The organism is Amycolatopsis sp. NPDC114504 (genome assembly GCF_055633595.1).
Window position 1 is genome coordinate 1,058,223 of record NZ_JBVKDU010000006.1, and the last position, 24,665, is coordinate 1,082,887.

Consider the following 24,665-nt stretch of genomic DNA (forward strand, 5'->3'; position numbering starts at 1 on the left):
CTCGGTTCCGACGTTAGCGCACGCGATCCCCGGCGCGCCACACCGACTTCGTCAGCGGCACTCCCGGCCGGTAGGCCAGGTGCGTCACCGACGGCGCGTCGAGCACGTGGACGTCCGCCCGCGCGCCGGGCCGCAGGAAGCCCACGTCGTCGCGGCGCAACGCCTTCGCGCCGCCCGCCGTCGCCGACCAGACGGCCTCCTCGATCGTCATGCGCATCTGCAGCACGGCCGTCGCGACGCAGAACGCCATCGACGTCGTGTACGAGCTGCCCGGGTTGGCGTTGCTGGCGAGCGCGACCGTCGCGCCCGCGTCGAGCAGCCGCCGCGCCGGCGCCAGGGACTGCCTCGTCGACAAATCGCACGCGGGCAGCAAAGTCGCGACGGTGTCCGAAGCGGCCAGTGCTTCGACATCGGCGTCCGAGAGGTAGGTGCAGTGGTCGACGCTCGCCGCGCCGAGCTCCACCGCGAGCCGCACGCCTGGCCCCTCGCCGAGCTGGTTGCCGTGCACGCGCAGGCCGAGCCCGCGCCCGGCGGCGGCCTTGAGCACCCGTGACGACTGGGCCTCGTCGAACGCGCCGGTCTCGCAGAAGACGTCCGCCCAGCGCACGCTCCCCGCGACGGCGTCGAGCATCTCGCCGCACACCAAGTCCACATAGGACTCCGCGTCGGCGCCCGGCGGTACCAGGTGCGCGCCGAGGAATGTGACCTCGTCGGCGACCTCCGCGGCGATCCGCGCGCTTCGCGCTTCGTCGGCGACCGTGAGGCCGTAGCCCGTCTTGGTCTCCAGGCAGGTCGTCCCCTGCTGAGCCGCTTCGTCGACATGACGACGCAGGTTCGCCGCCAGCTGCTCGTCGGACGCCTCGCGCGTCGCACCGACCGTGATCGCGATTCCGCCCGCCGTGTAGGGCTTTCCGGCCATCCGCGCCTCGAACTCGGCGGTGCGGTCGCCGGCGAAGACGAGGTGCGTGTGGCTGTCGACCCAGCCGGGCAGCACCGCGCGGCCCTCGACGTCGACGCGCTCGTCGGCGTCCGGCGCCTGGGCGGCGGGGCCTGCCCACGCGATCTGGGCGCCGTCGATGACGAGCGCGGCGTCGGTGAGCCGGCCCAGTCCGACGTCGTTCGTGGTGAGCTCGCCGATACCCGTGATCAGGACTGCCACAGTGCCTCGATCTCCTTCGCCAGAACGGTTTCCGGTCGCTCGACCAGCTGGTGTTCACCTTCCCGCACGACCTCGCGGCCCGCCACGACGACGTGCCGGACGTCGGCGCCGGAAGCCGCGAACAGGACCCCGGACGGCTCGATCCCGGCCGTCCGGACCGAGTCCAGGCCGACCGTGACGAGGTCCGCGCCCTGCCCGGCGGAAAGCGAGCCGACCTCGGACCAGCCGAGGGCGGCGTGGTCGGTGCCGGCTTCGAGGAGCTCCTCGGCGGTGAACCGGCCGCGCTCTTCGCTGGCGAGGCGGTCGTCCAGCTCCAGCGCGCGCGTCTCCTCGAAGGCGTCGACGACGGCGTTGGAGTCGCTGCCGACGCTCAGCCGGCACCCGGCGTCCCGCAGGGCGCGGGCCGGGCCGATGCCGTCGCCGAGGTCGCGTTCGGTCGTCGGGCAGAAGCACGCCCGCGCTACGCTCAGCCGGTCGATGTCCGACGCCGTCAGGTGGGTGGCGTGCACGGCGACCAGCCGGTCGGTCAGCACGCCGTGGTCGTGCAGCAGCTCGGTGGGCGTGCGGCCGTACGCGGCCTGGCACTGCTCGTTCTCGGCGCGCTGCTCGGAAAGGTGGACGTGCACGACCCGCGCACTGTCCACAGTCGACAGTTCGGCCGCCGGTACCGCTCGCACCGAGTGGATCGCGGCGCCGACCCGGAACAGTTCGTCTTCCTTCAGCTCCGCCACACGCGAGGCCCAAGCCGAAGCCGAGCCGTCGGAGAACCGCCGCTGGACTTCGTCCGGCTCGACGCCGATGCCGCCCGCGAGGTAACACGTGTCGAGGAGCGTCAGCCGGATCCCGGCGTCCGCCGCGGCCTGGCGCAGGGCCTCCCCCATCGCGTTCGGGTCGGCGTACGGCTTCCCGCCGGGCGCGTGGTGCAGGTAGTGGAACTCCCCGACACTCGTGTACCCGCCGAGGACCATTTCGGCGTAGACCCCGCGCGCCAGCCGGTAGTACGTGTCGGGGTCGAGCCGCGCGGCCAGCGCGTACATCCGCTCGCGCCACGTCCAGAACGTGCCGCGCTCGTGGTGCGTCCGGCCGCGCAGGGCGCGGTGGAAGGCGTGCGAATGCCCGTTCGCGAACCCCGGCAGCGTCAGTCCATTCAGGACAACGCCACTCCGGGGCGCGCCCGCGGTCACCGACGTGATCCGGCCGTCCGAGACGTCGATCCGCACCGCGGAAGCGATTCCGCCGGGCAGCCAGGCCTGTTCGCACCAGAAAACTGTCGGTGCCGGGCGGTAGGCTGGAAACGGGGGGCGCCCCCGCGGGCCGGAGGTCATCGCGCCAGCCGTTCCAGCACCGTGGCCAGCGCAGCGGCGCCGGCTTCGACGTCGTCGGACTCGGCGAACTCCTCCGGCGAGTGGCTGATCCCGGTCGGGTTGCGCACGTACAGCATTCCGGACGGGACGAACCCGGCGAGGATCGCCGCGTCGTGGCCGGCGCCGGTCGGCAGCTCCGGCGGCGCGCCGAGCCAGCCGCCGAGGTCGCGGCGCAGCGCGTCGTCGAACACGACATCGTCCGAATAGGACTCCCGCGTCACCTGGACCCGGCAGCCTTCCTCGGCCGCGGCGGCGGAGGCGGCCCGGCTGATCTCGCCGACCAGCTCGGGCGTTCCCGAGCCCGGCACCCGCGCGTCGAGCCAGAGGTCCACTGTCGACGCGATGACGTTGGTGCCGCCGGGGGTCGGCACGAGCCGGCCGACGGTCGCCCGTGCGTCCGGCACTTTCGCGGCCAGCCGCCGGACGGCGGTGACCGTCGCGGCCGCGGGCAGCATCGGGTCGGCCCGGTCCGCGATGAGCGTCGCGCCGGCGTGGTTTCCCTGCCCCTCGAAGGAGAACCGCCACCGCCCGTGCGCGATCACCGTGCTGCCGACGGCCACCGGCGCACCGAGGTCGATGAGCCCGCGCCCCTGCTCGACGTGCAGCTCGACGAACCGGCCGATCCGGTCGAGCCGCTCCGCGTCGGGCCCGATCCGAGCCGGGTCGAAGCCGGCCTTCGCGGCCGCTTCCGCGAACGTGACGCCGTCGGCGTCCCGCAGGCCGCGCGCCTTGTCGGCGTCGATGGTGCCGGTGAGCAGCCGCGAGCCGAGGCACGGGACGCCGAACCGGCCGCCCTCCTCCTCGGCGAAGACCACGACGGCGAGCGGCTTGCCCGGCCGGAACCCCTTGGCTCGCAAGGCCTCCACGGCGGCCAGCGCGCTCGCGACACCGAGCGGGCCGTCGAACGCGCCACCACCGGGCACCGAGTCGAGGTGGCTGCCGGTGACGACGGCGTTGCGTCCCGGCGGCCCCCACCAGGCCCAGATGTTGCCGTTGCGGTCGGTCTCGACGTCCAGTTCGAGCCCCAGCGCGCGCTCGACGAACCACGCGCGCAGGTCCTGCTCCGGTCCGTCGAACGCGTGCCGGGAGTAACCGCCGCGCTTCGGGTCGCGCCCGACGTCGTCGATCTCGGCGAGCAGCCCGGAGGCCGTCACGCCTGGTCCCGCATCGGCACCCGCACGCCGCGTTCGTCGGCGACGTCGTTCGCGCGGTCGTACCCGGCGTCGACGTGGCGGATGACACCCATGCCCGGGTCGTTGGTGAGCACGCGCTCCAGCTTCTGCGCGGCCAGCGGCGTCCCGTCGGCGACGCTCACCTGCCCGGCGTGGATCGAGCGGCCCATGCCGACGCCGCCGCCGTGGTGGATCGACACCCAGCTGGCGCCCGACGACGTGTTGACCAGCGCGTTCAGCAGCGGCCAGTCGGCGATCGCGTCGGAGCCGTCGGCCATGCCCTCGGTCTCGCGGTACGGCGAAGCGACACTGCCGGAGTCGAGGTGGTCGCGGCCGATGACGACCGGCGCCTTCAGCTCGCCGCTGGCGACCATCTCGTTGAACCGCAGGCCGGCCAGGTGCCGCTCGCCGTAGCCGAGCCAGCAGATCCGCGCCGGCAGGCCCTGGAACGCCACGCGCTCGCCGGCCAGCTTGATCCAGCGGGCGAGGGATTCGTTCTCCGGGAACAGTTCCAGCATCGCGCGGTCGGTCGCGGCGATGTCCTCGGGGTCACCGGAGAGCGCGGCCCAGCGGAACGGGCCGTTGCCCTCGCAGAACAGCGGGCGGATGTAGGCGGGCACGAAGCCGGGGAAGTCGAACGCGCGCTCGCAGCCGCCCAGCTTCGCCTCGCCGCGCAGGGAGTTGCCGTAGTCGAAGACCTCGGCGCCCTTGTCGAGGAAGCCGAGCATCGCGTCGACGTGGTCGGCCATCGACTCGCGCGAGCGGTCGGTGAACTCGTCGGGCTTCTTCGCCGCGTAGTCGTGCCAGTCGTCGACGCTGACACCCTTGGGCAGGTACGAAAGCGGGTCGTGCGCGGACGTCTGGTCGGTGACGATGTCGACCTCGACGTCGCGGCGCAGCAGCTCCGGCAGCACCTCGGCCGCGTTGCCGACGACGGCGACCGACAGCGGCCGCTTCTCCTGCTTCGCCTTGGTGACGCGGGCGATCGCGTCGTCGAGGTCGTCGGCGACCTCGTCGAGGTAGCGCGTCTCGACGCGGCGGTGCGCGCGCTGCGGGTCGCACTCGATGACCAGCGCGACGCCGTCGTTCATGGTCACGGCGAGCGGCTGCGCGCCGCCCATGCCACCGAGGCCGGCGGTCACCGTCAACGTCCCGCGCAGCGACCCACCGAACTTCTTCTTCGCGACGGCGGCGAACGTCTCGTACGTGCCCTGGAGGATGCCCTGGGTGCCGATGTAGATCCACGAGCCCGCGGTCATCTGGCCGTACATCGTCAGGCCCTGCTGCTCGAGGCGGCGGAACTCGGGCCAGGTCGCCCAGTCGCCGACCAGGTTCGAGTTGGCGATGAGCACGCGCGGCGCCCACTCGTGCGTGCGGAACACGCCGACCGGCTTGCCGGACTGCACGAGCAGCGTCTCGTCGACCTCGAGCGAGGTCAGTTCGCGGGTGATGGCGTCGAAGCTGGCCCAGTTGCGGGCGGCCTTGCCGGTGCCGCCGTAGACGACCAGGTCCTCGGGCCGCTCGGCGACGTCGGGGTCGAGGTTGTTGTGGAACATCCGCAGCGCGGCTTCGGTCTGCCACGACTTGGCGGTGAGCTGGGTGCCGCGGGCGGCACGGACTACGCGGGACATTCTCAGACCTCCAGACGGGCGGCGTCGAGGACGGCGCCGGAGCGGACGAGTTCTTCGGCGGCCGCGATCTCGGGCGCCAGGTGGCGGTCGGGGCCGGGGCCCGCGACCTTCGTGCGGAGCAGGTCGCGAACGCGGCCGGTGACCGGCGACGGCTCCAGCGGCGCGCGGAAGTCCAGCGCCCGGGCCGCCGTCAGCAGCTCGATGGCCAGCACGGTGGTCAGGCCGTCGACGGCCTTGCGCAGCTTCCGCGCGGCCGACCAGCCCATGGAGACGTGGTCCTCCTGCATGGCGCTGCTCGGGATGGAGTCGACGGACGCGGGCACGGCGAGCCGCTTGAGCTCGCTGACGATCGCGGCCTGCGTGTACTGGGCGATCATGTGGCCGGAGTCGACGCCGGGGTCGTCGGCGAGGAACGGCGGCAGGCCGTGCGAGCGGGCCTTGTCGAGCATCCGGTCGGTGCGGCGCTCGGCGATGCTGGCGACGTCGGCGACCGGGATGGCCAGGAAGTCCAGCACGTACGCGACGGGCGCGCCGTGGAAGTTGCCGTTGGACTCGACGCGGCCGTCGGCGAGCACGACCGGATTGTCCACAGCGGACATGAGCTCGCGGTCGCCGACGAGTTCGGCGTGGGTGAGGCTGTCGCGCGCGGCGCCGTGGACCTGCGGGGCGCAGCGCAGCGAGTACGCGTCCTGGACGCGGTTGCAGTCCGGCCCGCGGTGGCTCTCGACGATCTTCGAGCCCTGCAGCGCCGCCCACATCCGCGCGGCGGACGTGGCCTGACCGGGGTGCGGCCGGAGGGCCTGGAGGTCGGCGGCGAACGCGCGGTCGGTGCCGAGCAGCGCCTCGACGCTCATCGCGGCGGTGATGTCCGCGATGTCGAACAGCCGGTGCAGGTCGGCGGCGGCGAGCAGGAGCATGCCGAGCATGCCGTCGGTGCCGTTGGTGAGGGCGAGGCCCTCCTTCTCGGCGAGGACGACCGGCTCGATGCCGGCGTCCTTCAGCGCTTCTTCCGCTTTCACGATCGCGCCGCGGTACTCGACTTCGCCTTCGCCCATGAGCGCGAGCGCGACGGCGGCGAGGGGCGCGAGGTCACCGGAGCAGCCGAGCGAGCCGTACTCGTGGACGATCGGGGTGATCCCGGCGTTGAGCAGGGCCGCAAGCGTTTGCGCGGTGCCCGGGCGGACGCCGGTGTAGCCGCTGGCAAGGGTCCGCAGCCGCAGCAGCATGAGTCCGCGGACGACCTCGGTCTCGACGGCGGGCCCGGCCCCGGCGGCGTGCGAGCGGATCAGGCTGCGCTGCAGCGCGGTCCGGCTCTCGACGGGGATGTGACGGGTGGCGAGCGCGCCGAAGCCGGTCGAGACGCCGTAGGTGGGCGTGACGGCGTGGGCGAGGTCTTCGATGTGCTGGCGGGTGGCGACGAGGTTCTTCTCGGCCGCGTCCGTGAGCCCGACCGGCGCGTGGCCGCGGACGACGTCGACGACCTGGGCGGCGGTCAGGGGTTCCGGGCCCAGGAGCACTTTTTCCGGCATGGGCTCATTGGACACGGCGTTTCCCGCTGGTGGGATGCCTCAACGGGTGGTTCCGTCTGGGATCCCAGACATTAGGCTCGGGTCATGGGTGAGAGCAGCGAGGTGCCGGCGTTGCGCCGCGGCTTGGCGGTGCTGAGCCTGCTGGCCACGCGCCCGGGTCCGGTGACCGCGGCGGCGATCGCGCGCGAAGCGGGTCTCCCCCGCTCGACGACGTACCACCTGCTCAGCGAGCTGGAGGCGGCCGGGTTCGTCGTCCACCTGCCCGCGGAACGCCGCTACGGCCTCGGCATCGCGGCCTTCGAGCTGGGCTCGGCCTACCTCCGGCACGACCCCCTCGAACGGCTGGCCGGGCCGCTGCTGCGCAAGCTCGTCGACCGCGCCGGCCACACCGCGCACCTGGGTGTGCTGCACGGCAACGAGTCGCTGTACCTGATCAAGGAGCGCCCGGCCCGGCCGGAGACGCTGGTGACCGAGGTCGGCGTCCGGCTGCCGGCCCAGCTGACGGCGTCCGGCCGGGCGATCCTGCGCCACCTGCCTGCCCCGCACGTCCGGGCGTTGTTCCCGTCGCCGTCGTCGTTCGTCCTCCGCACCGGCCGCGGCCCGCACACCCTCGCCGACCTGCGCCGGACGTTGACAGCGGAGCGCCGGCTCGGCTGGTCGGTCGAGGACGGCCACGTGACGGCGGGGTTCGCCTCGGTGGCGGCCCCGGTCTTCGACCACGGCGCCCGCCCGCTGGCGGCGATCAGCGTCACCCTGCGCCACCACTGCGCCGCCGACCCGTGCACGGAGACGTGGCCGGACCTGGCGGCCGAGGTGGCGGCGACGGCGGCCGAGCTGACCAGCCGCATCGGCGGCCACCCGGGCTGACCCGCTGCTGCGATCGGGGCAACTGTCACCGAACGGCTCGATTCCACTCCGCTGGGTTATTACCGTGGCTGAACAGGGGCTTCGAGGGGACGTCGGCTGATGGACGACGCACGGGTGACGCGCGTGGGGTTCGGCGCGGTCCTGGCCGTCGCCGAGTTCCGCGCGATGTGGGTCGCCGAACTGCTGTCCATCTGCGGGGACCAGCTCGCCCGCGTCGCGCTCGCCGTCCTCGTCTACCAGCGCACCGGCTCGGCGGCCCTGACCGGCCTGACCTACGCCCTGACGTACGTGCCCTCGCTGCTCGGCGGGATCCTCCTGGCCGGCGCGGGCGACCGGTGGCCGCGCCGGGACGTCATGGTCGTCACCGATCTGGCCCGCGCCGCGCTGGTCGCCGTCATCGCGGTCCCCGGCGTTCCGCTCTGGGTGCTGTGCGTGCTGGTCGCGGTGATGACGGCGCTGGGCGGGCCGTTCAAGGCGGCGCAGCAGGCGCTGCTGCCCTCGGTGCTCGAAGGCGAGCGCTACCTGGTCGGGATGGCCCTGCGGAACGTGACGATCCAGGGCGCGCAGCTGGCCGGGTTCGCCGGCGGCGGGCTGCTGATCGCCGCGCTCGCGCCGTCCGCGGCACTGGCGCTGGACGCGGTGACGTTCGTGCTCTCGGCGGCGTTCCTGGTCACCGGCGTGCGTCGCCGGGCGGCGGTGGCGCAGGCGGTCCGGCCGGCGTGGCTCTCGACGACGTCCGCGGGGATCCGGCTGATCTGGCGCGACCCGGCGTTGCGGACGCTGGTGGCGCTGAACTGGCTGGCCGGCTTCTACGTCGTGCCGGAGGCGCTGGCGGCGCCGTACGCGGCCGGGATCGGCGCGGGCGCGGCGCTGGTGGGCCTGCTCATGGCGGCGGACCCGGCGGGCAGCGTGCTGGGCGGCGTCGTGTTCGGGAAGTGGATCCCGGAACGCGCGCAGGTCCGCGTGCTGGGCTGGCTCGGGATCGCGGCGGGGCTACCGCTGGTCCTGTTCGTCTTCCGGCCGGGGCTGGTGCTGTCGGTGGTGCTGCTGGCGGCGTCGGGGCTGCTGGCCACCGGCTACAACATCCAGGGCACGGTCTCGTTCATGCGCCGGGTGCCCGACGAGCACCGCGCGCAGTGCGCGGGCGTGAACTCGGCGGGGCTGATCACCGTGCAGGGCGTCGGCGCGGCCGCGGCGGGTGCGCTCGCCGACGTGCTGAGCCCGGCCCACACCATCGCCGCGGCCGGGGCGGCGGGTGCCGCGGTGGCCGTGCCGATCGCGAGGGCGTGGCGCCGGGTCGGGCTGGAGGAACCATGACCTCAGTTGTCGCGTCCGCACATGGCGCGCCTCCCTCCGGCACTCCGGGCCGGCCCGGCTCCGTCACCGGCCGGACACCATGAGTATGCGGACCGGCGCCGGGACCCCGCGCGGCGGACCACGCTTTCGTGACGTCCTCGTGGCTCCACGGCACTGGGCGCTGTGGAGCCAAAGTCCGCGGGTGATCGTCTACTGCCTGCTGAGCGAAGCGGCGGCGGTGGTGCTGACGCTGCGCCCGTTCCCGGTCGCGGTGGACCGCCGGACGCTGCTGATCCTCGCGGTGCTGCTGGTCCTGGGCGTGGTGCAGTCGGAGACGGGCCGCCGGGTCGAGCGCATCCGCCGCCGGGTGTCGGGGACCCCGCACATCAACATGACGTCGGTGTGGACGTTCGCCGGCGTCCTGCTCCTGCCCCCGTCGCTGCTGGCGGTGCTGGTCTGCGGGCTGTACGCGCACCTGGCGGTCCGCAGCTGGTACCGCCTGCAGCGGGTGCCGGTGTCGAGGACGGTCAGCAACGCGGCCATCATCCTGCTCTCGTGCTACGCGGCCCAGGCGGTCATGCGGGTCTCCGGTGCACCGGACGTGCGCTCGGCTTTCACGCACGGCTGGGCCGGAACGTTCGCGATCGCGGCGGCCGGAACGACGTTCTTCCTGGTGAACGCGCTGCTGGTGCTCCCGGCCCGCCGCGAGATCGGCCGCACCCCGGAGGCGCTGTTCGGCACGTGGTCGGACAACGGCCTGGAGGTGGCGACGCTCTGCCTGGGCGCGTTGAACGCCGTGGCGCTGGCCATGCTGCCGGGCCTGGTGGTGCTGGTGCTCCCGCCGTTGCTGCTGTTGCACCGGACGGTGCTGGTGAAGCAGCTGGAGGTGGCGGCCCACCGCGACGAGAAGACGGGCCTGTACAACACGAGCGGCTGGCACTCCCTGGCCGAGCGAACCCTCTCGGGCGCCGCCCGTCAGCAAACGACGTTCGGCCTGCTGATGCTGGACCTCGACCACTTCAAGCAGGTGAACGACACGTACGGCCACCTGGCGGGCGACGCGGTGCTCAAAGCGGTGGCCGAGGCGATCATCGCAGCGGTCCGAGGCCGAGGCGACGCGGTAGGCCGCTTCGGCGGCGAAGAGTTCGTGGTGCTGTTGCCGGGCATCGCCCACCCCGACATCGGAGCGGTGGCGGAGCGCATCCGCCGAGCCGTCACCGCCCTGAAGGTCCCGGTCGGCCAGCTGTCGATCACGGGCTTGTCGACCTCGATAGGCATGGCGGTCTACCCGAAGGCAGGAACCTCACTACAACGCCTGCTGGACGCGGCGGACACGGCCCTCTACCACGCAAAAGCAACCGGCCGGAACAAGGTGGTCCACGTAGCGGACCTGGTGTAGATCAGACGGCCTTCTGCCGCCGCCCGGCATCGAGCCCGAGCATGGCAAGCAACTCGGCACATTCCAGGACGTTCGAAGAGTGCCCGGCCACAGTGATAACGGCCCGATCATTCTGTTCGGCAAGCCGAACGGCCTCCTCGGCCCGGATAACCCCCATCCGACTGTCTTCATCGTTGGCGGTCGAGCTGCCGTTGGAACGGGCCCAGGTCATCTGGCCACCTACTTCCGGCCCCGCGGGTGCAGAGCCATGGTCGGGCCTCCAGCATGACACTCACAAAAATTTCACCCACAAGTGGGCCCCATCACAAGCCCCAAACACAGCGAGTAGACCCCAAGGGAAGGGGCAACGGCCAAGCGGGCGGTAGACCCGAAACCGCAGGTAGACGCGTGGTTGGCGACTGAAAAGCCCGGTTGAGGAGCGGTGACCGGGGCGCGCGGCGAGGGAGGGGCTGGCCGGGGTGGGCCAACTGGGTGACGGCTGGGGTGAGTCGGCTGGGGATGGGTGCGGTGGGCGAGGTGCGGCCGGCTGGGGATGAGCGGCAAGGAACGGCTCGGCTGAGAATGCGCCGACCGGGTTGCGGGCGGGATGGGCCGGCTGGCGGTGAACTGAGCGGGGCGGGCAGGGCGGGCGGAGCCGGGCGGGCGGAGCCGGGCAGAGCAGGGGCAGGGCCGGGGCAGGGCAGGGCAGCGCCGAGCCGGGCAGGGCAGGCAGGGCAGGCAAGGCGGAGCGGGCCGCGCCAGGCCAGGCGGGGCGAGCCGGGCCAGGCGGGGCGGGGCGGGGCGGGCCAGGTCCGTAGCCCTTCCGGCACCCCGAAGCCCTGATTGTGACTACGGCCGTCAGCACCGCGTCAAGGCGGGAAAGCGTGCCTTGACCCGGCACTGCCGGCCGTGTTCTGGCTTCGGATCGGGGTGCCGGGGGGGTCTGGGTCCTCGTCGGTGCGTGTTCGCGCGTCAGCTCGCTCGTGAGCGGCGCGCAAGCGCAGCGGCGCAGGCTGTGGCCAGCCGCAGCGCAGCCACGGCGAGGCGCGAGCCGCAGCCGCGAAGCGGGGGCAAGGGGCAGAGCCCCAAAGGAGGGGTCCAGGGGCGAAGCCCCGGAGAGAGGGGCGAAGCCCCGAGAAGCAGGGTCCAGGGGCGAAGCCCCCGGGGAGGGGGTCCAGGGGGCGAAGCCCGCCTGGCGGGGGTCTGGGGGTTCGACCCCCAGAAAACATGGACGAAACCGAAGAGAAGGCCGAAGCCCCGAAGGGGCGACGGCCTTCTCGAAGGTGGAGGTGCCGGGAATTGAACCCGGGTCCTCTGGCGTATCAACAGGACTTCTCCGTGCGCAGTCCGCTACGTCTCTACTTGGCCCCCTCGGTCACGCGAACAAGCCGAGGTGACGAGCCCAGCCACTGTTTGCTTCACGACTGTTCCCCGTGGCCGGGACAGTCGCTGAGCCTCCTAGCTGATGCCGGTACCCGGGCCGGAGGCGAACCCGGGCCGACAGAGACGCACTCGCTCAGGCGGCGAGGGCGTACTCGCGCTGACTGGAGTCGGCGCTTATTTGGTTGCGATGACGCTTAACGGTGGTCTCTCGCCTGCACCGGCACGCTTCTCCTGAATCAACGTCCAAAGTCGAAACCGTTCACCCCCTTGGTGGGAACACAACCTGTACATCATAACGCGTCCCGCCATCCCTTTACTCCAGGTGGGTAGGGCCAGCCCTACCGCGAGGATGCCCGCGCGCACCATGTCCGGAACGGGCGGCGGAGACGACCCTGGAGTCCATCGTGGGATGAAGGGAGCCTGGTCATGGGTAGCGAGAGGCGGGATCCGCCGTTCGGCGGTTCGGTGGTGTTCCTGCTGATGAACCTGCCGCTGGGGGTGGTGGCGTTCGCGGTGCTGACGACGTTCCTCGCGGCCGGGCTGGGGACCGCGGTCGTGTGGGTGGGCGTGGGCCTGCTCGCGCTGCTCGTGCTGGGTGTGCGGGGGGCCGCCCGGATGGAGCGGGCGCGGGTCTACGCCCTGCTCGACCGGTACATCGACCTGCCTTACCTGCCGCTGCCCGCGGAGGGGCAGAAGAACCGGTGGAAGGGCCGGCTGAAGGACCCGTCGACGTGGCGGGACCTGGCTTACTTCTTCGTGCTCTTCCCGCTCGGCATCGTCGAGTTCGTGCTGGTGACGACGTTCTGGTCGACGGGCCTGGCGCTGGCGGGGCTGCCGGTCTACTTCCGGTGGCTGCCGGGCGGCGCGTACTACTTCCCGTCCGACGACCTGCGGTGGCTGACCGTGGATTCGACGGTGGAAGCGCTACCGTGGGCAGCGCTGGGGGTGTTGTTCATCGCGTTGTCGGTGGCGCTGACCAAGGCGCTGGCGGGGGTGCACGCCCGGCTGGCGAACGCGCTGCTGGGGACGACCGTGGCCCAGCGCCGTCGGATGGAGCGCTGGTGGGAAGACCGGGAAGACGCGGAACAGAAGAACCTGGTGGCGGGATGACCGAGGCGCAGCGGCTGGAGCACCCGCGGCCGAACCCGGCTCGCACGATCGTGTACATGATCGTCAGCTTCATCTTCCGGATCCTGCAGTTCGTGCTGATCGTGACGGGGATCGCGGTGGGGGTCGGCACGGCGGTGGTGTGGGTCGGGTTCCCGATCCTGCTGGCGACGACGAGCTTCATCCGCTGGTCGGCGGACCGGGAGCGGGCGTGGCTGGGGTCGATGCTGCGGGTGCCGCTGCCGCCGGTGGACCGGCGCTCGCAGGAGGGCCTGCCCCTGCTGCGGCGCTGGATGGTGCGGCTGAGCGACCAGACGACGTGGCGTGACCTGGCGTACCTGATGGTGGCGTTCCCGCTGGCGTGCGCGGAGCTCGGGATCGCGATCGTGTCGATCGTGCTGCTGCCGATGGCGATCTGGGTGACGCCGTGGCTGGGCTGGCTGCACGGCGAGCTGGGCATCGCGTTGCTGGGGCCGAACCGGACGGAGCGGCTGGAGCAGAAGGCCGAGCGCCTGCAGGCGTCACGCGCCCGGGGTGTCGACGCGGCCGAGGCGGAGCGGCGCCGCATCGAGCGTGACCTCCACGACGGCGCGCAGCAGCGGCTGGTCGCGGTCGCGATGAGCCTCGGGCGGGCGAAGTCGAAGTTCGACCAGGACCCGGACATGGTGCGGGAGCTGATCGACGAGGCGCACTCGGACGCGAAGCTCGCCGTGTCGGAGCTGCGCGACCTGGCGCGCGGTATCTACCCGGCGGTGCTGGGCGACCGAGGGCTGGACGCGGCGTTGTCGGCGCAGGCGGCGAAGTCGCCGATCCCGGTGGACGTGACGGTGACCGTGGACCCGCGGCCGCCGGCCGCGGTGGAGACGACGGCCTACTTCATCGTCGGCGAGACGCTGACGAACATCGCGAAGCACTCCGGAGCGTCCGAAGCGGAAGTGAAGGTGTGGCGGACCGACGACCACGTGGTCGTCGAGATCACCGACAACGGCCACGGCGGCGCCGAGGTGCGGCCGGGCGGCGGGCTGGCCGGTCTGGCCGACCGCGCCGCGACGATCGACGGCGTGATCACGGTCGTCAGCCCGGTCGGCGGGCCGACGGTAATCCGGGCTGACCTCCCCTGCCAATGGTGAATAAGCTGGCTCCCGTTCATCCACGAGCTTGGGGGCCGGATGCGGGTAGTCATCGCCGAAGACGCCGTGCTGTTGCGGGCCGGGGTGACCCGCCTGCTCGCCGACGAAGGCATCGAGACGGCCGCGGCCGTCGACAACGGCGACGACCTGCTCGGCGCGATCAAGGAACACCGCCCTGACCTGGCGATCGTCGACGTCCGGATGCCCCCGACCTTCACCGACGAGGGCCTGCGCGCGGCCCTCGCGGCGCGCAAGGAGATCCCGGGGCTCCCGGTGCTGGTGCTTTCGCAGTACGTCGAGGAGTCGTACGCGGTGGAGCTGCTGTCCGGCGGCGCCGGCGGAGTCGGCTACCTGCTGAAGGAGCGGGTGGCGGACGTCGAGGAGTTCCTGGACGCGGTCCGCCGGGTGGCGAACGGCGGCACGGCGATCGACCCCGACGTGATCGCCCAGCTGATGGCCCGCGGCCGCCGCAACCCCCTGGACGCGCTGACGGCCCGCGAGTCCGAGGTGCTCGGCCTGATGGCCCAGGGCCTGTCGAACACGGCGATCGCGAACTCCCTCGTGGTTTCGCACGGCGCGGTGGAGAAGCACATCGGCAACATCTTCTCGAAGCTCGGTCTCGAGGCGAGCGCGGAGGAACACCGCCGGGTCCGCGCGGTGCTGACCTACCTGGGCCGCTGAGCCCGCCACCGTTCCACGGCTGTCCGCACCGCCTGCTCGTCTTCCCGCGCGTGCGCACCGGAAGCCCCGGCAGCTCCGAGGACGACGTCTCCGTCCGTGACGAGGACACCGCCCGCGTACGGGACGTAGTCCCCGTGGAAGAGGTGCTGGATGCCGTCGACGATCGGTCCCGGCAGCTCGATCCCGCCCGACGGCCGCAGGGTGAGCAGCGCGGTACGAGCCTTGGCCACGGCGATCCGGCTGGTCATGGGCATCCCGCCATCGGCCCGGCGCAAGGTGATCACCTCGCCGGCGACGTCGAGCACCGCGACCGCCAGCGGCGGGAACCCCCGTTCGGCTCCGGTCGCCAGCGCGGCCGCCACCAGTTCGTCGGCATCGGCCAAGGTCAGACCGGGAAGGCGGGGAGACTCGATCATGAAGTCGAGCCTACCGACCGCTGAGCGGACGTTCGGTGACCAAAAGTCCCGTAAAGTGGACATAGGGTCACCCGTTCCGCGGGCGGCACCCTCCCCACCCCTCACCTACCATGAGCGGACCCGCCGGAGAGGAGCGCGCAGATGTCCGACGAGTCCCGCTGCGTCCGCTTCTTCGGAGGCCCGCTCGACGGCCGCGTCCAGGAGCTCGGGGACGCCGAGCCCGTTCCCGGCACCGTCATCCGGCACATCCACCTCCACGGCGGCCCGAAGATCGAGACCCGCTACGAGCTCGGCCTCACCGAAGGCGGCTGGGAGTACCGCGTCTCCGCGACGCGGCACGAACCCGAGCCGGACAACCGGCGGTAGGGAGAACCCCCGCATCGAGCGGGGGTGAACAGGACCCCGAAGACGCCGGTCAGCACCGCTGTTCCCGCAGGTCGAAGCGGCCAGGATTGGCGCATGCAGACAAGCCGGGACCGCTTCCTCGACGTCGTCCGGGCGGGGGCCATCCTCGCCGTCATCGCCCAGCACTGGGTCATGCCGGTGCTTTCCTACTCCGATGGTCACCTCGCCACGGGCAACGCGCTCGCGACGCCGGGGTGGTGGGTCGTCACCTGGCTCAGCCAAGTCATGCCGCTCGTCTTCTTCGCCGGCGGCGCGGCCAACCTGATCTCGTTCCGCCGCGCCGAATCGCCGCGCCGGTGGCTCGCGGCCCGCCTGAAGCGGCTGATGGTGCCGGTGCTGCCGCTGATGGCCGTCTGGCTCGTCGTCCCGGACTTCCTCCGCGGCCTCGGTGTCCCGCCGCAACCGCTGCAGGTCGGCAGCGCGATCGCCGCGCAGCTGCTGTGGTTCCTCGCGGTCTACGTCCTGGTCGTGCTCCTCACGCCGCTGATGGTCGCCGCGCACCGGCGCTGGGGGCTGAAGGTGCCGCTCGTCATGGGGGTCGCCGGCGTCCTCGTCGACGTCGCGCGCTTCAACGACCTCGGCTACATCGGTTACGCCAACGCGATCTTCGTCTGGGTCGCCGTCCACCAGCTCGGCTTCCACTACGTCGAAGGCCGCCTCGGCGACCTCACCCGCCGGGCCGCGCTGACGCTCTCGGCCGCCGGCTTCGGCGTCACGGCGATGATGGTCGCGTTCGGCCCGTACCCGGCCAGCATGATCGGCATGCCGGGCGCGCCGGTGTCGAACATGAGCCCGCCGACCGTGCTGCTGGCCTTCCTCGCCGTCGGCCAGATCGGCCTGCTGCTCGCCTTCCGCCCGCAGCTCAACGCGCTCGCCGCCCGACCCGGCATCGGCAACGCCCTGAGCTGGCTCGGCGCGCGGTTCATGAGCGTCTACCTGTGGCACATGCCGGCGCTGATCGTGGTGGCGGGCGTGACGGTCTACGGCCTCGGCTACGAGACGCCCGCGCCGGGCACGCTGCTCTGGCTCGTCATGGCGCCCGCGTGGTTCGCGGTGTGCGGGCTGGTGCTGCTGGGCCTGCTGCGGCTGTTCGCGCACTTCGAGCTGCAGCGCGACACCGCCGAGATCACCGCGCGGGTGCCGCAGCTGGTCGTCGCCGGGCTGATGATCTCCGGTGGCCTGCTCGGCCTCGCCGCGCACGGGTTCGCGCCGCTGTCCGACGGCATCGCGCACGGCCCGGTGCCGTGGGTGGTTCTCGCGACGGCCGGGTTCCTCTTGGCCGGCAAGCAGATCCCGGTGATCGACCTGCTCGGCCGCGCGGTGGACGTCACGGAACGGACCGCCGTCAGGCGTTGAGCAGCTTCAGCGGGGTGTCGTGCAGGACGGCCCGCAGGAACGGCTCCCCCAGGCGATCGTCGGCCGCCCAGCCGGCGATCGCCTGCAGCTGGGTCGCGTAGGAGTACGGGATGTTCGGGAAGTCCGTGCCGAGCACGACGCGGTCGCCGAACTCGGCCAGGCGCGCGGTCCAGTCCGGCGGCAGCGGCGACATCGCCTCGGCGAACGGGACCCCGACCATCGTCGTGTCCAGGTGCACGCGCGGGTACTTCGCGAGCAGCTCGAACGCCGTGCCGAACTCGGGCATCGCCGCGTGCGCGAGCACCGCCGTCAGCTTCGGGTGCCGCTTCAGGACCTCTTCGAAGACCGACAACCCGGTGAAGTCGCCCCGCAACGGACCGTGTCCACAGTGGACGACGACCGGGACACCCGCGTCGGCCAGCGAACCCCACACCGGGGTCAGGTACGAGTCACGCGGGTCGTACGCGCCCACCTGCACGTGCGCCTTGAACACCCGGGCGCCGGCGCGCAGCGCACCGTCCACAGCGGACCCGGCGCCGGGCTCGGGGTAGAACGTTCCGGTCGGCACGGCGTCCGGGACCTTCGCGGCGAACTCCAGCGCCCACTCGGTCAGCCACTCCGCCATCCCCGCCTTGTGCGGGTAGACGAGCGGCGCGAAGCGCAGGACACCCAGCGAGCGCAGGGTTTCCAGCCGCTCCTGCTCCGACGTCCGGTAGTGCACCGGCCACTCGGTGCCGTAGTGCGTCGAGGCCCGGTCGAAGTACGCCCAGACCTTGTCCATCACCGGTTTCGGCAGGAAGTGGACGTGCAGGTCGACCAGGCCCGGCAGGCCCAGCGACGCCGTCCAGCGCGCGACGTCGGCGTCGGAAGCCGGGCCCGCCGTCACTCCGTGAACCGGCCCTTCAGCGCGCGGCCCATGGCCTTCCTGATGTCGCGGTCCGCGTCGCGCTTGGCGAGCGTCTGCCGCTTGTCGTAGGCCTTCTTGCCTTGGGCCAGCGCGATCTCGACCTTGACCTTGCCGTCCTTGAAGTACATCGACAGCGGGACCAGGGAGAGCCCGCTCTCCTTGGTCTTGCCGATGAGCTTCTCGATCTCGCGCCGGTGCAGCAGCAGCTTCCGGGTGCGCCGCGGCATGTGGTTGGTCCACGTGCCCTGCGTGTACTCCGGGATGTGCACGTTGCGCAGCCACACTTCGCCGTCGTCGACCGTCGCGAACGCGTCCGCCAGGGACGCCTTGCCCTCGCGCAGGCTCTTCACCTCGGTACCGACGAGCACGAGACCGCATTCGTAGGTGTCGATGATGGAGTAATCGTGCCGCGCCTTGCGGTTCGACACGATCACCTTCTGGCCACGTTCCTTGGGCATACGACCACTCTACGTGATGTCCGGGGCCGCAAGCAGCCGGTTAAAAGCTAGTGCCGGACGTACAGCCGCAGCGTGACGTACCCGGTGATGGCGGAGATCACCATGGAGACGCCCAGCAGGATCGGCGCGACCGGGAACAGCAGCTCCAGCGTGGTGATCTTCGGGAAGACGTCGCCGGTGAACACCGCGTCGAGGAAACCGACCTTGGTGATGACCAGCATGATGATCCCGAGGATCGCACCGACCGCGCCGGCGACCACCGCCTCCAGGAGGAACGGTAGCTGCGTGTACCACCGCGTCGCGCCGACGAGCCGCATGATGCCGACCTCGGTGCGCCGGGTGAACGCGGACACCTGGATCGTGTTGGCGATCAGCAGCAGCGCGGCGATGGCCATGATGAGCGCGGCCCCGAACGCCATGTTCCGGACGCCGTTGAAGGCGTTGAACACGCGGTCGAGGAACTTCTTCTGGTCGTCGACCTTCCGCACGCCCGGCTTGGTGCCGTACTCCTGCACGATCGACTCGCTGCGGTCCGGGTCCTTCAGCTTCACGTGCAGCGAAGCGGGCAGCGACTCCGGCCCGGTCAGCTGGATGAGCTCCGGCTGGCTCTCGAAGATCTTCTTGAACCGGTCGAAGGCCTGGTCGCGGTTTTCGAACACGACCGACTCGACGCCGTCGTTGCTCTGCAAGGACGAACGCAGCGACTGGCACAGCGACTGCGTGCAGTTCTTGTCGTTCGCGCTGATGTCGTCGGTGAGGTAGACCGAAACCTCGACGTCGGCGAGGAAGTTGGCCTTCATCTTGTCGATCGTGCGCACGGCCAGCAGGCCGCCGCCGAGCATGGCGAGCGACACGGCCGTGGTCAGCATCATCGCGATGGTCATCGTGATGTTCCGGCGCAGGCCGGTGATTACCTCACTGAAGACGAAACTGGCACGCATGTCGGGGTCTGGTCCTTGGTGTCGGGGGCGTTGGCGGGGCGGGGAGGGCCGGAGTCAGCGACCGATGCCGTAGACGCCGCGGGCGTCGTCGCGGATCACCCGGCCGAGCTGCAGCTCGACCACTCGGCGCCGCATCGAGTCCACAATGCCGTGATCGTGGGTCGCCATCAGGACGGTCGTGCCGGTGCGGTTGATCCGCTCCAGCAGCAGCATGATGTCCTGGCTGGTGTCGGGGTCCAGGTTCCCGGTCGGTTCGTCGGCGAGCAGCACCAGCGGCCGGTTGACGAACGCGCGCGCGATCGCGACGCGCTGCTGCTCACCACCGGAGAGCTCGTTGGGCAGGCGGTCCGCCTTGCCGTCGAGGCCGACGAGCTCCAGCACCTCGGGCACGACCTTCTTGATGGTCGGGGCGGGCTTGCCGATGACCTCGAGGGCGAACGCGACGTTCTCCGCGACGGTCTTGTTGGGCAGCAGGCGGAAGTCCTGGAACACGCAGCCGATGGTCTGCCGCAGGCGGGGGACCCGGCGGCGGGCCAGCTTGACGACGTCGAAGTTCGACACCATCACACGGCCCTTGCTCGGCGTCTCTTCGCGCAGCAGCAGCCGGAGGAAGGTCGACTTCCCCGACCCCGAGGGACCGATGAGGAAGACGAACTCACCCTTTTCGATGTTGACGGACACCCGCTCGAGCGCGGGCCGCGTCGAGGTCTTGTAGACCTTGGAAACCTCTTCGAGCCGGATCACGATTCGGCATACTACCCACCGGTGTCGTGAAGCCCCGGTTGCCCGGTCCACCCGGGTGGAGCAAGGGGCGTTTGCGCACGGTGAGCGGTCGTCCGGACACCCGTTGCGCCGATCAGGGGACGACTGGGCCGGGTGGCCGACGCGGTGCGCCGGCCACCCGCCCACGCGTCGATCAGACGGTGGCCGTCTGCTTCCGCCAGCGGATGCCGGCGTCGAGGAAGCCGTCGATCTCGCCGTCGAGCACCGCGGACGGGTTGCCGACCTCGAACTCGGTCCGCAGGTCCTTCACCATCTGGTACGGGTGCAGCACGTAGGAGCGCATCTGGTTGCCCCAGCTGGAGCCGCCGTCCTTGAGCGCGTCCATCTCGGCGCGCTCCTCTTCCTTCTTCCGCAGCATCAGCCGGGCTTGGAGGACCTTGAGCGCGGCCGCCTTGTTCTGCAGCTGCGACTTCTCGTTCTGGCAGGAGACGACGATGCCGGTCGGCAGGTGTGTGATGCGCACCGCGGAGTCGGTCGTGTTGACGCTCTGGCCGCCGGGGCCCGACGAGCGGTAGACGTCGACGCGGATGTCCTTCTCCGCGATGTCGACGTGGTCGACCTCTTCGACCTCGGGCAGCACCTCGACGTGCGCGAACGACGTCTGGCGGCGGCCCTGGTTGTCGAACGGCGAGATCCGGACGAGCCGGTGGGTGCCCTGCTCGACCGAGAGGGTGCCGTAGACGTAGGGGGCGGTCACGTTGAACGTGGCCGACTTGATGCCCGCTTCTTCGGCGTAGGAGATGTCGTAGACGTCGGTCGGGTAGCCGTGGCGCTCGGCCCAGCGCAGGTACATGCGGAGCAGCATCTCGGCGAAGTCCGCGGCGTCGACGCCGCCCGCTTCGGAACGGATCGTGACGACGGCGTTGCGGGCGTCGTACTCACCGGAGAGCAGGGTGCGGACCTCGAGGCCGTCGATGGCCTTCCCCAGGTCGGCCAGCTCGGTCTCCGCCTCGCCCATGCTGCCGGAGTCGCCCTCGTCCGCGGCGAGCTCGTACAGCACGCCGAGGTCGTCGAGCCGCTGGCGCAGCTCGCTGACCCGCCGCAGCTCGCTCTGCCGGTGCGAGAGCTGGCTGGTGACCTTCTGCGCCGCCTCCGGGTCGTCCCAGAGCGTCGGGCTCGAAGCCTGCTGCTCGAGGTCGGCCACCTGGGCACGCAGCGCGTCCAGGTCCATCACCGACTCGATCTGCGTCAGCTTGCCGGTCAGGTCCCTCAGTGCCGCGTCGAACTCATCACTCACGTTTGTCGAGGTTACGGCAAAACCCACGACCGGTCGCGAGGGCCGGTCGTGGGCGCGCGAACTTCAGGCCGCGGGGATGGCGTCGAGCAGCTTCAGCGCGGCCTTGGCCTGAGCCTGGGCGAACTCGGCGACGGCCTTCTCGTACGGCCCGTCGGCGGCCTTGGTGGCCGCCTTCGCGTCGTCGAGCTGCTGGCCGTAGCTCGTCCGGGCCGAGTCGAGCAGCACCTGGCGCTGCTTCGCGGTCAGCGACGCCGCGTGCACGAGCCGCAGGATGAGCGGACTGCGCAAGTGGTCGGGACCGGCCTCGGACGTCAGCCAGGCCTTGAAGGCCTTCTTGCCGGCGGCGGTGATCAGGTACTGCTGGCTGGACCGCGGGCCCTGCTTGCCGAGCCGGACGAGACCTTCTTTGGACAGCGCCGGGAGCTCCCGGTACACCTGGCTGCGGGTGACGCTGAAGAAGGCGCCGAATCGGTCACCCGCTCCCGCGACGAGCTGCCCGCCGGTGGCGGGACCGTCGTGGAGCAGACCGAGGAGGGCGGCGGCTGTTGCATTCAATTCGGACACGTCCCCTAGATTCCCACTTATCGGCCGCTGTGTCCACAGTGGTCAGCAGATCTGTCCATTGTGGCTAGTGAGATCCCCTCGTTCGGCCCAATGCGACCAGGTCCACTGTGGACCCCGGACACGCTGTGCAACCACCGGGGCGGCACTTTGGTCCAACCAGCCGCACGCGGGACGCTCCGACGCCGCCAGGCAGGTGAGTCCGCCGGGCGCCCCTCCCCGGCTTGGCCGACTCCGGACACGCACCGCAACCGCACGGAAACGGCGTTCACATCGTGGGATCCGCAGTGATTCGACAGTTTCGCGGAAAAGTCGGCAGTGAAACTCGTGCGAACATGACAAAAGAGGCACGTTCCCGAATTTCCGAGAACGTGCCTCTTGGTGGTAGCGGGGACAGGATTTGAACCTGCGACCTCTGGGTTATGAGCCCAGCGAGCTACCGAGCTGCTCCACCCCGCGCCGTTGTGGTACTTGAATAGATTACACGGGGTGGCCACCTGGTTTTCACCGGGGTCCCCAAACCTGCTGACCAGGCGTTACTTCGCTTCGAGCCACAGGCGTGCTCCACTGAGGACCATCTCCAGGCCGTCCTCGAACCGCGAGCCGACGTCGGCGAGCAGGTCCCCGGCCGCCTCGCTGCGGTAGCGCTCGTCCAACTGGCCCGGTACCGGGTAGACGGCCTGCTCTTCGATGGTGAAGCCGACGACGTAGCTGTAGACGGTGAACAGCGCCTGGCTCGCCCGGCGCTCGTCCAGCCCGGCTTCGATGCTCCGCCGAAGCGGACTCGGCCCGACCGATCCGGTGTCGCCGAGGTAGGTGCCCGCGAAAACCTTCCCGCCGTCGCGGTAGGACAGCATCATCCGGCGCAGCGCCCGCGCGCCGTGCGCGACGGCCTCCCACTCCCCCAGCGAGTCGGGCGGCCGCCGGTCCTCCGCCGAGTCGCGGTACATCTGCGTCGCCATCTCGTCGAGGAGCTCCTGCTTGTTCTTCATGTGCCAGTAGAGCGCCGGCGCCTTGACCCCGAGATCGGCGGCGATCAGCCGCAGCGTGAGCCCGTTGAGGCCGGCCTCGTTGAGCAGCTTCAGCCCCGAACGCGCGATGTCCTGCCTGGTCAGGGCCATGTTCCCGGTTCTCCTCGCAGTGCTCGCTTGACAATTTAACGATGTTAAGGGCATCCTCGGGTCAGGTCAATTTAACGTTGTTAAGGAGCTGGGGATGAACGAGCTGAGTGCCGAGGTGGTCGTCGCGGGGGCGGGACCGACCGGGCTGATGCTGGCGAACGAGCTGGCACTGGCCGGAGTGGAAGTTCACGTGCTCGAGCGGATGCACGAGCGGACGGGTCTGTCGAAGGCGCTGAACCTGCAGCCGCGCACGGCGGAGGTTCTCGAGCTGCGCGGCCTGCTGGGCCGGGCGGAGCAGCGGTCGTTCGCGACTGTCGCGGACGGACACTTCGCGGTGATCCCGGTGAGCTACACCGGCTGGGACACGCGGCACCCGTACCAGGTCGGCATCCCGCAGGCGCAGGTCGAGGCGGCGCTGGAGGAGCGGCTGGCCGAGCAGGGCGTGAAGGTGCTGCGCGGCCACGAGCTGACCGGCTTCGAGCAGGACGCCGCCGGCGTGACGGTCACGGCGGGCGACCTCCGGGTGCGCGCGGCGTACCTGGTGGGCTGCGACGGCGGCCGCAGCGCGGTCCGCAAGGCCCTGAACCTGCCGTTCGAGGGGATCGAAGGCCGCGGCCACGGCGTCTCGGCGGACGTCCTGTTCCGGGCGACCCCGCCGGGCGCGCCGACGGAGTGGCGGTCGATGGGGAACATGGTGACGTCGCTCAGCCCGGGCAAGTTCATCGGCCTGATCCCGCTGGGCGAGCCGAACCTGTACCGCCTCAGCTACGGCGACCGCCTGAACCGCCCGGACGACCTCCGCGCCGCGGTGCCGGAGGAGGAAGTCCGCGCGGCGGTTCGCGAACGGTTCGGCGAGGAAGCGGAAATCGAGGAGATCCGCTGGCTATCGCGGTTCTCGGACGACAGCCGCCTGGCGGCGAAGTACCGGGTGGGCCGGGTGCTCCTGGCGGGCGACGCGGCACACACCCACTTCCCGGCCGGCGGCCAGGGCCTGAACCTGGGTGTCCAGGACGCGATGAACCTGGGCTGGAAGCTGGCGGCGGAGCTGGCCGGCCGAGCCCCGGCGGGCCTGCTGGACACGTACGAGACGGAGCGCCGCGCGGTGGCGAACGGCGTGCTGCAGAACGTGGCGGCCCAGAACGCCCTGATCCCCCTGACCCCGGACCAGCTGGCCCTGCGCGCGCTGTTCCGTGACCTGACGGCCCTGCCGGAGGTCCAGCACAAGCTGTCGGGAATGGTCTCGGGCCTGGACATCCGCTACGAGGGGCCGGAACCCCACCCGGCGGCGGGCGCCCGCCTCCCGGACTTCAAGCTGGGCAACGGCTTCGCGAGCGACTTGTTCCACAGTGGAAAGTTCGTCCTGCTGACGAAAACCCCGGCGGCACCACCCCACCCGGCGGTAGTCGTAGCCGAGGTTCCCGAACTCCCCTGGCCCGACCTGACGACGGTCTTGGTCCGCCCGGACGGTTACGTGGCAAGCACAACAGGATCCGCGGAAGGCTGGCTGACCGACTGACGCAACCGCACACCGGGGGGTCCAGGGGCGGCGAAGCCCCCTTGGCGGGGGTGCGGGGGTTCGACCCCCGGGGGAAATGCGAAGGAGGCGTGGCCGGCGCTTTCTGCCGGCACACGCCTCCTGCATCCGTAGCGGGGACAGGATTTGAACCTGCGACCTCTGGGTTATGAGCCCAGCGAGCTACCGAGCTGCTCCACCCCGCGTCGTAGTACCTACCTTACGCCCTGGTTTCCGACGGGCGCAAAGCAGGTGCCACTTAGGTAACTG

General features: G+C 71.2%; 23 protein-coding genes, 2 tRNA genes and 1 other RNA gene. 9 read left to right on the forward strand and 17 right to left on the reverse strand.

The features are described from left to right. Nucleotides 1-13: 13 nt before the first annotated feature. The 5 genes from hutI to hutH form a co-directional block, all read right to left on the reverse strand. Nucleotides 14-1,159 (reverse strand): imidazolonepropionase, encoded by a 1,146-nt coding sequence (hutI, locus tag ACZ7PG_RS46590; protein ID WP_470245634.1) that lies wholly within the window; start codon nt 1,157-1,159, stop codon nt 14-16. Beyond that, entirely contained in the window at nt 1,147-2,379 is a 1,233-nt protein-coding gene (locus ACZ7PG_RS46595) for a formimidoylglutamate deiminase (RefSeq protein WP_470245635.1), read from the reverse strand. Before ACZ7PG_RS46595 ends, hutI begins: the two co-directional genes overlap by 13 nt. 101 nt (nt 2,380-2,480) lie before the next feature. Next, on the reverse strand, nt 2,481-3,677 hold the full coding sequence (locus ACZ7PG_RS46600) for an allantoate amidohydrolase (protein WP_470245636.1): 1,197 nt from the start codon (nt 3,675-3,677) through the stop codon (nt 2,481-2,483). After that, a complete protein-coding gene (hutU, locus tag ACZ7PG_RS46605; RefSeq protein WP_470245637.1) occupies nt 3,674-5,326 on the reverse strand; it encodes a urocanate hydratase in 1,653 nt (550 codons plus the stop codon). Before hutU ends, ACZ7PG_RS46600 begins: the two co-directional genes overlap by 4 nt. A 2-nt stretch (nt 5,327-5,328) precedes the next feature. Further along, the gene (gene hutH / locus ACZ7PG_RS46610; RefSeq protein WP_470245638.1) at nt 5,329-6,855 is read right to left on the reverse strand and encodes a histidine ammonia-lyase; all 1,527 of its coding nucleotides are present in this window, start codon (nt 6,853-6,855) and stop codon (nt 5,329-5,331) included. Between the two features lie 84 nt (nt 6,856-6,939). Here hutH and ACZ7PG_RS46615 point away from each other — a divergent pair, with 84 nt between their 5' ends. The 3 genes from ACZ7PG_RS46615 to ACZ7PG_RS46625 all read left to right on the forward strand — a co-directional run bounded on the left by ACZ7PG_RS46615 (nt 6,940) and on the right by ACZ7PG_RS46625 (nt 10,417). After that, nucleotides 6,940-7,722 carry an IclR family transcriptional regulator gene (locus ACZ7PG_RS46615; protein WP_470245639.1) on the forward strand — a complete coding sequence of 261 codons (783 nt, stop codon included), beginning with the start codon at nt 6,940-6,942 and terminating at the stop codon, nt 7,720-7,722. A gap of 99 nt (nt 7,723-7,821) precedes the next feature. Then, complete coding sequence (locus ACZ7PG_RS46620) at nt 7,822-9,039, forward strand: MFS transporter (RefSeq protein WP_470245640.1); 1,218 nt, start codon at nt 7,822-7,824, stop codon at nt 9,037-9,039. A 139-nt stretch (nt 9,040-9,178) separates the two neighbouring features. Beyond that, a complete protein-coding gene (locus ACZ7PG_RS46625; protein ID WP_470245641.1) occupies nt 9,179-10,417 on the forward strand; it encodes a GGDEF domain-containing protein in 1,239 nt (412 codons plus the stop codon). 1 nt (nt 10,418) lies between these two features. Here the strand turns inward: ACZ7PG_RS46625 and ACZ7PG_RS46630 are convergent, their stop codons facing one another. Together ACZ7PG_RS46630 and ssrA are read right to left on the reverse strand one after the other, a co-directional pair. Then, on the reverse strand, nt 10,419-10,628 hold the full coding sequence (locus ACZ7PG_RS46630; RefSeq protein WP_470245642.1) for a hypothetical protein: 210 nt from the start codon (nt 10,626-10,628) through the stop codon (nt 10,419-10,421). A gap of 1,049 nt (nt 10,629-11,677) precedes the next feature. After that, nucleotides 11,678-12,046: a transfer-messenger RNA gene (ssrA, locus tag ACZ7PG_RS46635) on the reverse strand. Between the two features lie 159 nt (nt 12,047-12,205). On the opposite strand from ssrA, the gene ACZ7PG_RS46640 reads away from it, so the two are divergent. From ACZ7PG_RS46640 to ACZ7PG_RS46650, 3 genes are read left to right on the forward strand one after another with little or no spacing between them, the layout of a single operon-like run. Continuing rightward, nucleotides 12,206-12,889 (forward strand): sensor domain-containing protein, encoded by a 684-nt coding sequence (locus ACZ7PG_RS46640; protein ID WP_470245643.1) that lies wholly within the window; start codon nt 12,206-12,208, stop codon nt 12,887-12,889. Further along, nucleotides 12,886-14,016: a sensor histidine kinase gene (locus tag ACZ7PG_RS46645; RefSeq protein WP_470245644.1), complete on the forward strand. Its 1,131-nt coding sequence runs from the start codon at nt 12,886-12,888 to the stop codon at nt 14,014-14,016. Before ACZ7PG_RS46640 ends, ACZ7PG_RS46645 begins: the two co-directional genes overlap by 4 nt. 39 nt (nt 14,017-14,055) lie before the next feature. Beyond that, nucleotides 14,056-14,697, forward strand: a complete 642-nt coding sequence (locus ACZ7PG_RS46650) for a response regulator transcription factor (protein WP_329051584.1) — start codon at nt 14,056-14,058, stop codon at nt 14,695-14,697. Here the strand turns inward: ACZ7PG_RS46650 and ACZ7PG_RS46655 are convergent. Beyond that, nucleotides 14,682-15,113 (reverse strand): GlcG/HbpS family heme-binding protein, encoded by a 432-nt coding sequence (locus tag ACZ7PG_RS46655; protein WP_470245645.1) that lies wholly within the window; start codon nt 15,111-15,113, stop codon nt 14,682-14,684. The genes ACZ7PG_RS46650 and ACZ7PG_RS46655 overlap by 16 nt on opposite strands. Before the next feature lie 141 nt (nt 15,114-15,254). Between ACZ7PG_RS46655 and ACZ7PG_RS46660 the strand changes: the two genes are divergently transcribed. After that, the gene (locus ACZ7PG_RS46660; protein WP_470245646.1) at nt 15,255-15,479 is read left to right on the forward strand and encodes a hypothetical protein; all 225 of its coding nucleotides are present in this window, start codon (nt 15,255-15,257) and stop codon (nt 15,477-15,479) included. Between the two features lie 93 nt (nt 15,480-15,572). Next, on the forward strand, nt 15,573-16,874 hold the full coding sequence (locus ACZ7PG_RS46665) for an acyltransferase family protein (RefSeq protein ID WP_470245647.1): 1,302 nt from the start codon (nt 15,573-15,575) through the stop codon (nt 16,872-16,874). On the opposite strand, the gene ACZ7PG_RS46670 is transcribed toward ACZ7PG_RS46665, so the two are convergent. The 8 genes from ACZ7PG_RS46670 to ACZ7PG_RS46705 all read right to left on the reverse strand — a co-directional run bounded on the left by ACZ7PG_RS46670 (nt 16,864) and on the right by ACZ7PG_RS46705 (nt 22,882). Continuing rightward, nucleotides 16,864-17,760: an amidohydrolase family protein gene (locus ACZ7PG_RS46670; RefSeq protein ID WP_470245648.1), complete on the reverse strand. Its 897-nt coding sequence runs from the start codon at nt 17,758-17,760 to the stop codon at nt 16,864-16,866. The genes ACZ7PG_RS46665 and ACZ7PG_RS46670 overlap by 11 nt on opposite strands. After that, complete coding sequence (gene smpB, locus ACZ7PG_RS46675) at nt 17,757-18,239, reverse strand: SsrA-binding protein SmpB (protein ID WP_470245649.1); 483 nt, start codon at nt 18,237-18,239, stop codon at nt 17,757-17,759. The genes ACZ7PG_RS46670 and smpB overlap by 4 nt, the downstream gene beginning before the upstream one ends. A gap of 47 nt (nt 18,240-18,286) precedes the next feature. Next, entirely contained in the window at nt 18,287-19,180 is an 894-nt protein-coding gene (gene ftsX, locus ACZ7PG_RS46680) for a permease-like cell division protein FtsX (RefSeq protein ID WP_470245650.1), read from the reverse strand. Between the two features lie 54 nt (nt 19,181-19,234). Then, nucleotides 19,235-19,924 (reverse strand): cell division ATP-binding protein FtsE, encoded by a 690-nt coding sequence (ftsE, locus tag ACZ7PG_RS46685; RefSeq protein WP_470245651.1) that lies wholly within the window; start codon nt 19,922-19,924, stop codon nt 19,235-19,237. A 172-nt stretch (nt 19,925-20,096) separates the two neighbouring features. Beyond that, nucleotides 20,097-21,200 carry a peptide chain release factor 2 gene (gene prfB / locus ACZ7PG_RS46690; protein ID WP_470245652.1) on the reverse strand — a complete coding sequence of 368 codons (1,104 nt, stop codon included), beginning with the start codon at nt 21,198-21,200 and terminating at the stop codon, nt 20,097-20,099. A 63-nt stretch (nt 21,201-21,263) separates the two neighbouring features. Further along, complete coding sequence (locus tag ACZ7PG_RS46695; RefSeq protein ID WP_470245653.1) at nt 21,264-21,764, reverse strand: PadR family transcriptional regulator; 501 nt, start codon at nt 21,762-21,764, stop codon at nt 21,264-21,266. A 379-nt stretch (nt 21,765-22,143) separates the two neighbouring features. Then, nucleotides 22,144-22,220: transfer RNA gene (locus ACZ7PG_RS46700), tRNA-Met, on the reverse strand. Nucleotides 22,221-22,297: 77 nt separating this feature from the next. Then, nucleotides 22,298-22,882: a TetR/AcrR family transcriptional regulator C-terminal domain-containing protein gene (locus ACZ7PG_RS46705; protein WP_470245654.1), complete on the reverse strand. Its 585-nt coding sequence runs from the start codon at nt 22,880-22,882 to the stop codon at nt 22,298-22,300. Between the two features lie 94 nt (nt 22,883-22,976). Between ACZ7PG_RS46705 and ACZ7PG_RS46710 the strand changes: the two genes are divergently transcribed. Next, nucleotides 22,977-24,398, forward strand: coding sequence for an FAD-dependent monooxygenase (locus tag ACZ7PG_RS46710; RefSeq protein WP_470245655.1), 1,422 nt, complete (start codon nt 22,977-22,979; stop codon nt 24,396-24,398). A 129-nt stretch (nt 24,399-24,527) separates the two neighbouring features. Here ACZ7PG_RS46710 and ACZ7PG_RS46715 read toward each other — a convergent pair. Continuing rightward, a tRNA-Met gene (locus tag ACZ7PG_RS46715) sits at nt 24,528-24,601 on the reverse strand. Between the last annotated feature and the right edge of the window lie 64 nt (nt 24,602-24,665).

Coding starts and splice junctions, on each gene's coding strand:
- ACZ7PG_RS46640 (WP_470245643.1), top strand. CDS start 12,206: ATGGGTAGCGAGAGGCGGGATCCGCCGTTCGGCGGTTCGGTGGTGTTC.
- ACZ7PG_RS46645 (WP_470245644.1), top strand. CDS start 12,886: ATGACCGAGGCGCAGCGGCTGGAGCACCCGCGGCCGAACCCGGCTCGC.
- ACZ7PG_RS46620 (WP_470245640.1), top strand. CDS start 7,822: ATGGACGACGCACGGGTGACGCGCGTGGGGTTCGGCGCGGTCCTGGCC.
- ACZ7PG_RS46665 (WP_470245647.1), top strand. CDS start 15,573: ATGCAGACAAGCCGGGACCGCTTCCTCGACGTCGTCCGGGCGGGGGCC.
- ACZ7PG_RS46705 (WP_470245654.1), bottom strand. CDS start 22,882: ATGGCCCTGACCAGGCAGGACATCGCGCGTTCGGGGCTGAAGCTGCTC.
- hutH (WP_470245638.1), bottom strand. CDS start 6,855: ATGCCGGAAAAAGTGCTCCTGGGCCCGGAACCCCTGACCGCCGCCCAG.
- hutU (WP_470245637.1), bottom strand. CDS start 5,326: ATGTCCCGCGTAGTCCGTGCCGCCCGCGGCACCCAGCTCACCGCCAAG.
- ACZ7PG_RS46615 (WP_470245639.1), top strand. CDS start 6,940: ATGGGTGAGAGCAGCGAGGTGCCGGCGTTGCGCCGCGGCTTGGCGGTG.
- ACZ7PG_RS46710 (WP_470245655.1), top strand. CDS start 22,977: ATGAACGAGCTGAGTGCCGAGGTGGTCGTCGCGGGGGCGGGACCGACC.
- ACZ7PG_RS46655 (WP_470245645.1), bottom strand. CDS start 15,113: ATGATCGAGTCTCCCCGCCTTCCCGGTCTGACCTTGGCCGATGCCGAC.
- ACZ7PG_RS46660 (WP_470245646.1), top strand. CDS start 15,255: ATGTCCGACGAGTCCCGCTGCGTCCGCTTCTTCGGAGGCCCGCTCGAC.
- ACZ7PG_RS46630 (WP_470245642.1), bottom strand. CDS start 10,628: ATGACCTGGGCCCGTTCCAACGGCAGCTCGACCGCCAACGATGAAGAC.
- ACZ7PG_RS46650 (WP_329051584.1), top strand. CDS start 14,056: ATGCGGGTAGTCATCGCCGAAGACGCCGTGCTGTTGCGGGCCGGGGTG.
- smpB (WP_470245649.1), bottom strand. CDS start 18,239: ATGCCCAAGGAACGTGGCCAGAAGGTGATCGTGTCGAACCGCAAGGCG.
- ftsX (WP_470245650.1), bottom strand. CDS start 19,180: ATGCGTGCCAGTTTCGTCTTCAGTGAGGTAATCACCGGCCTGCGCCGG.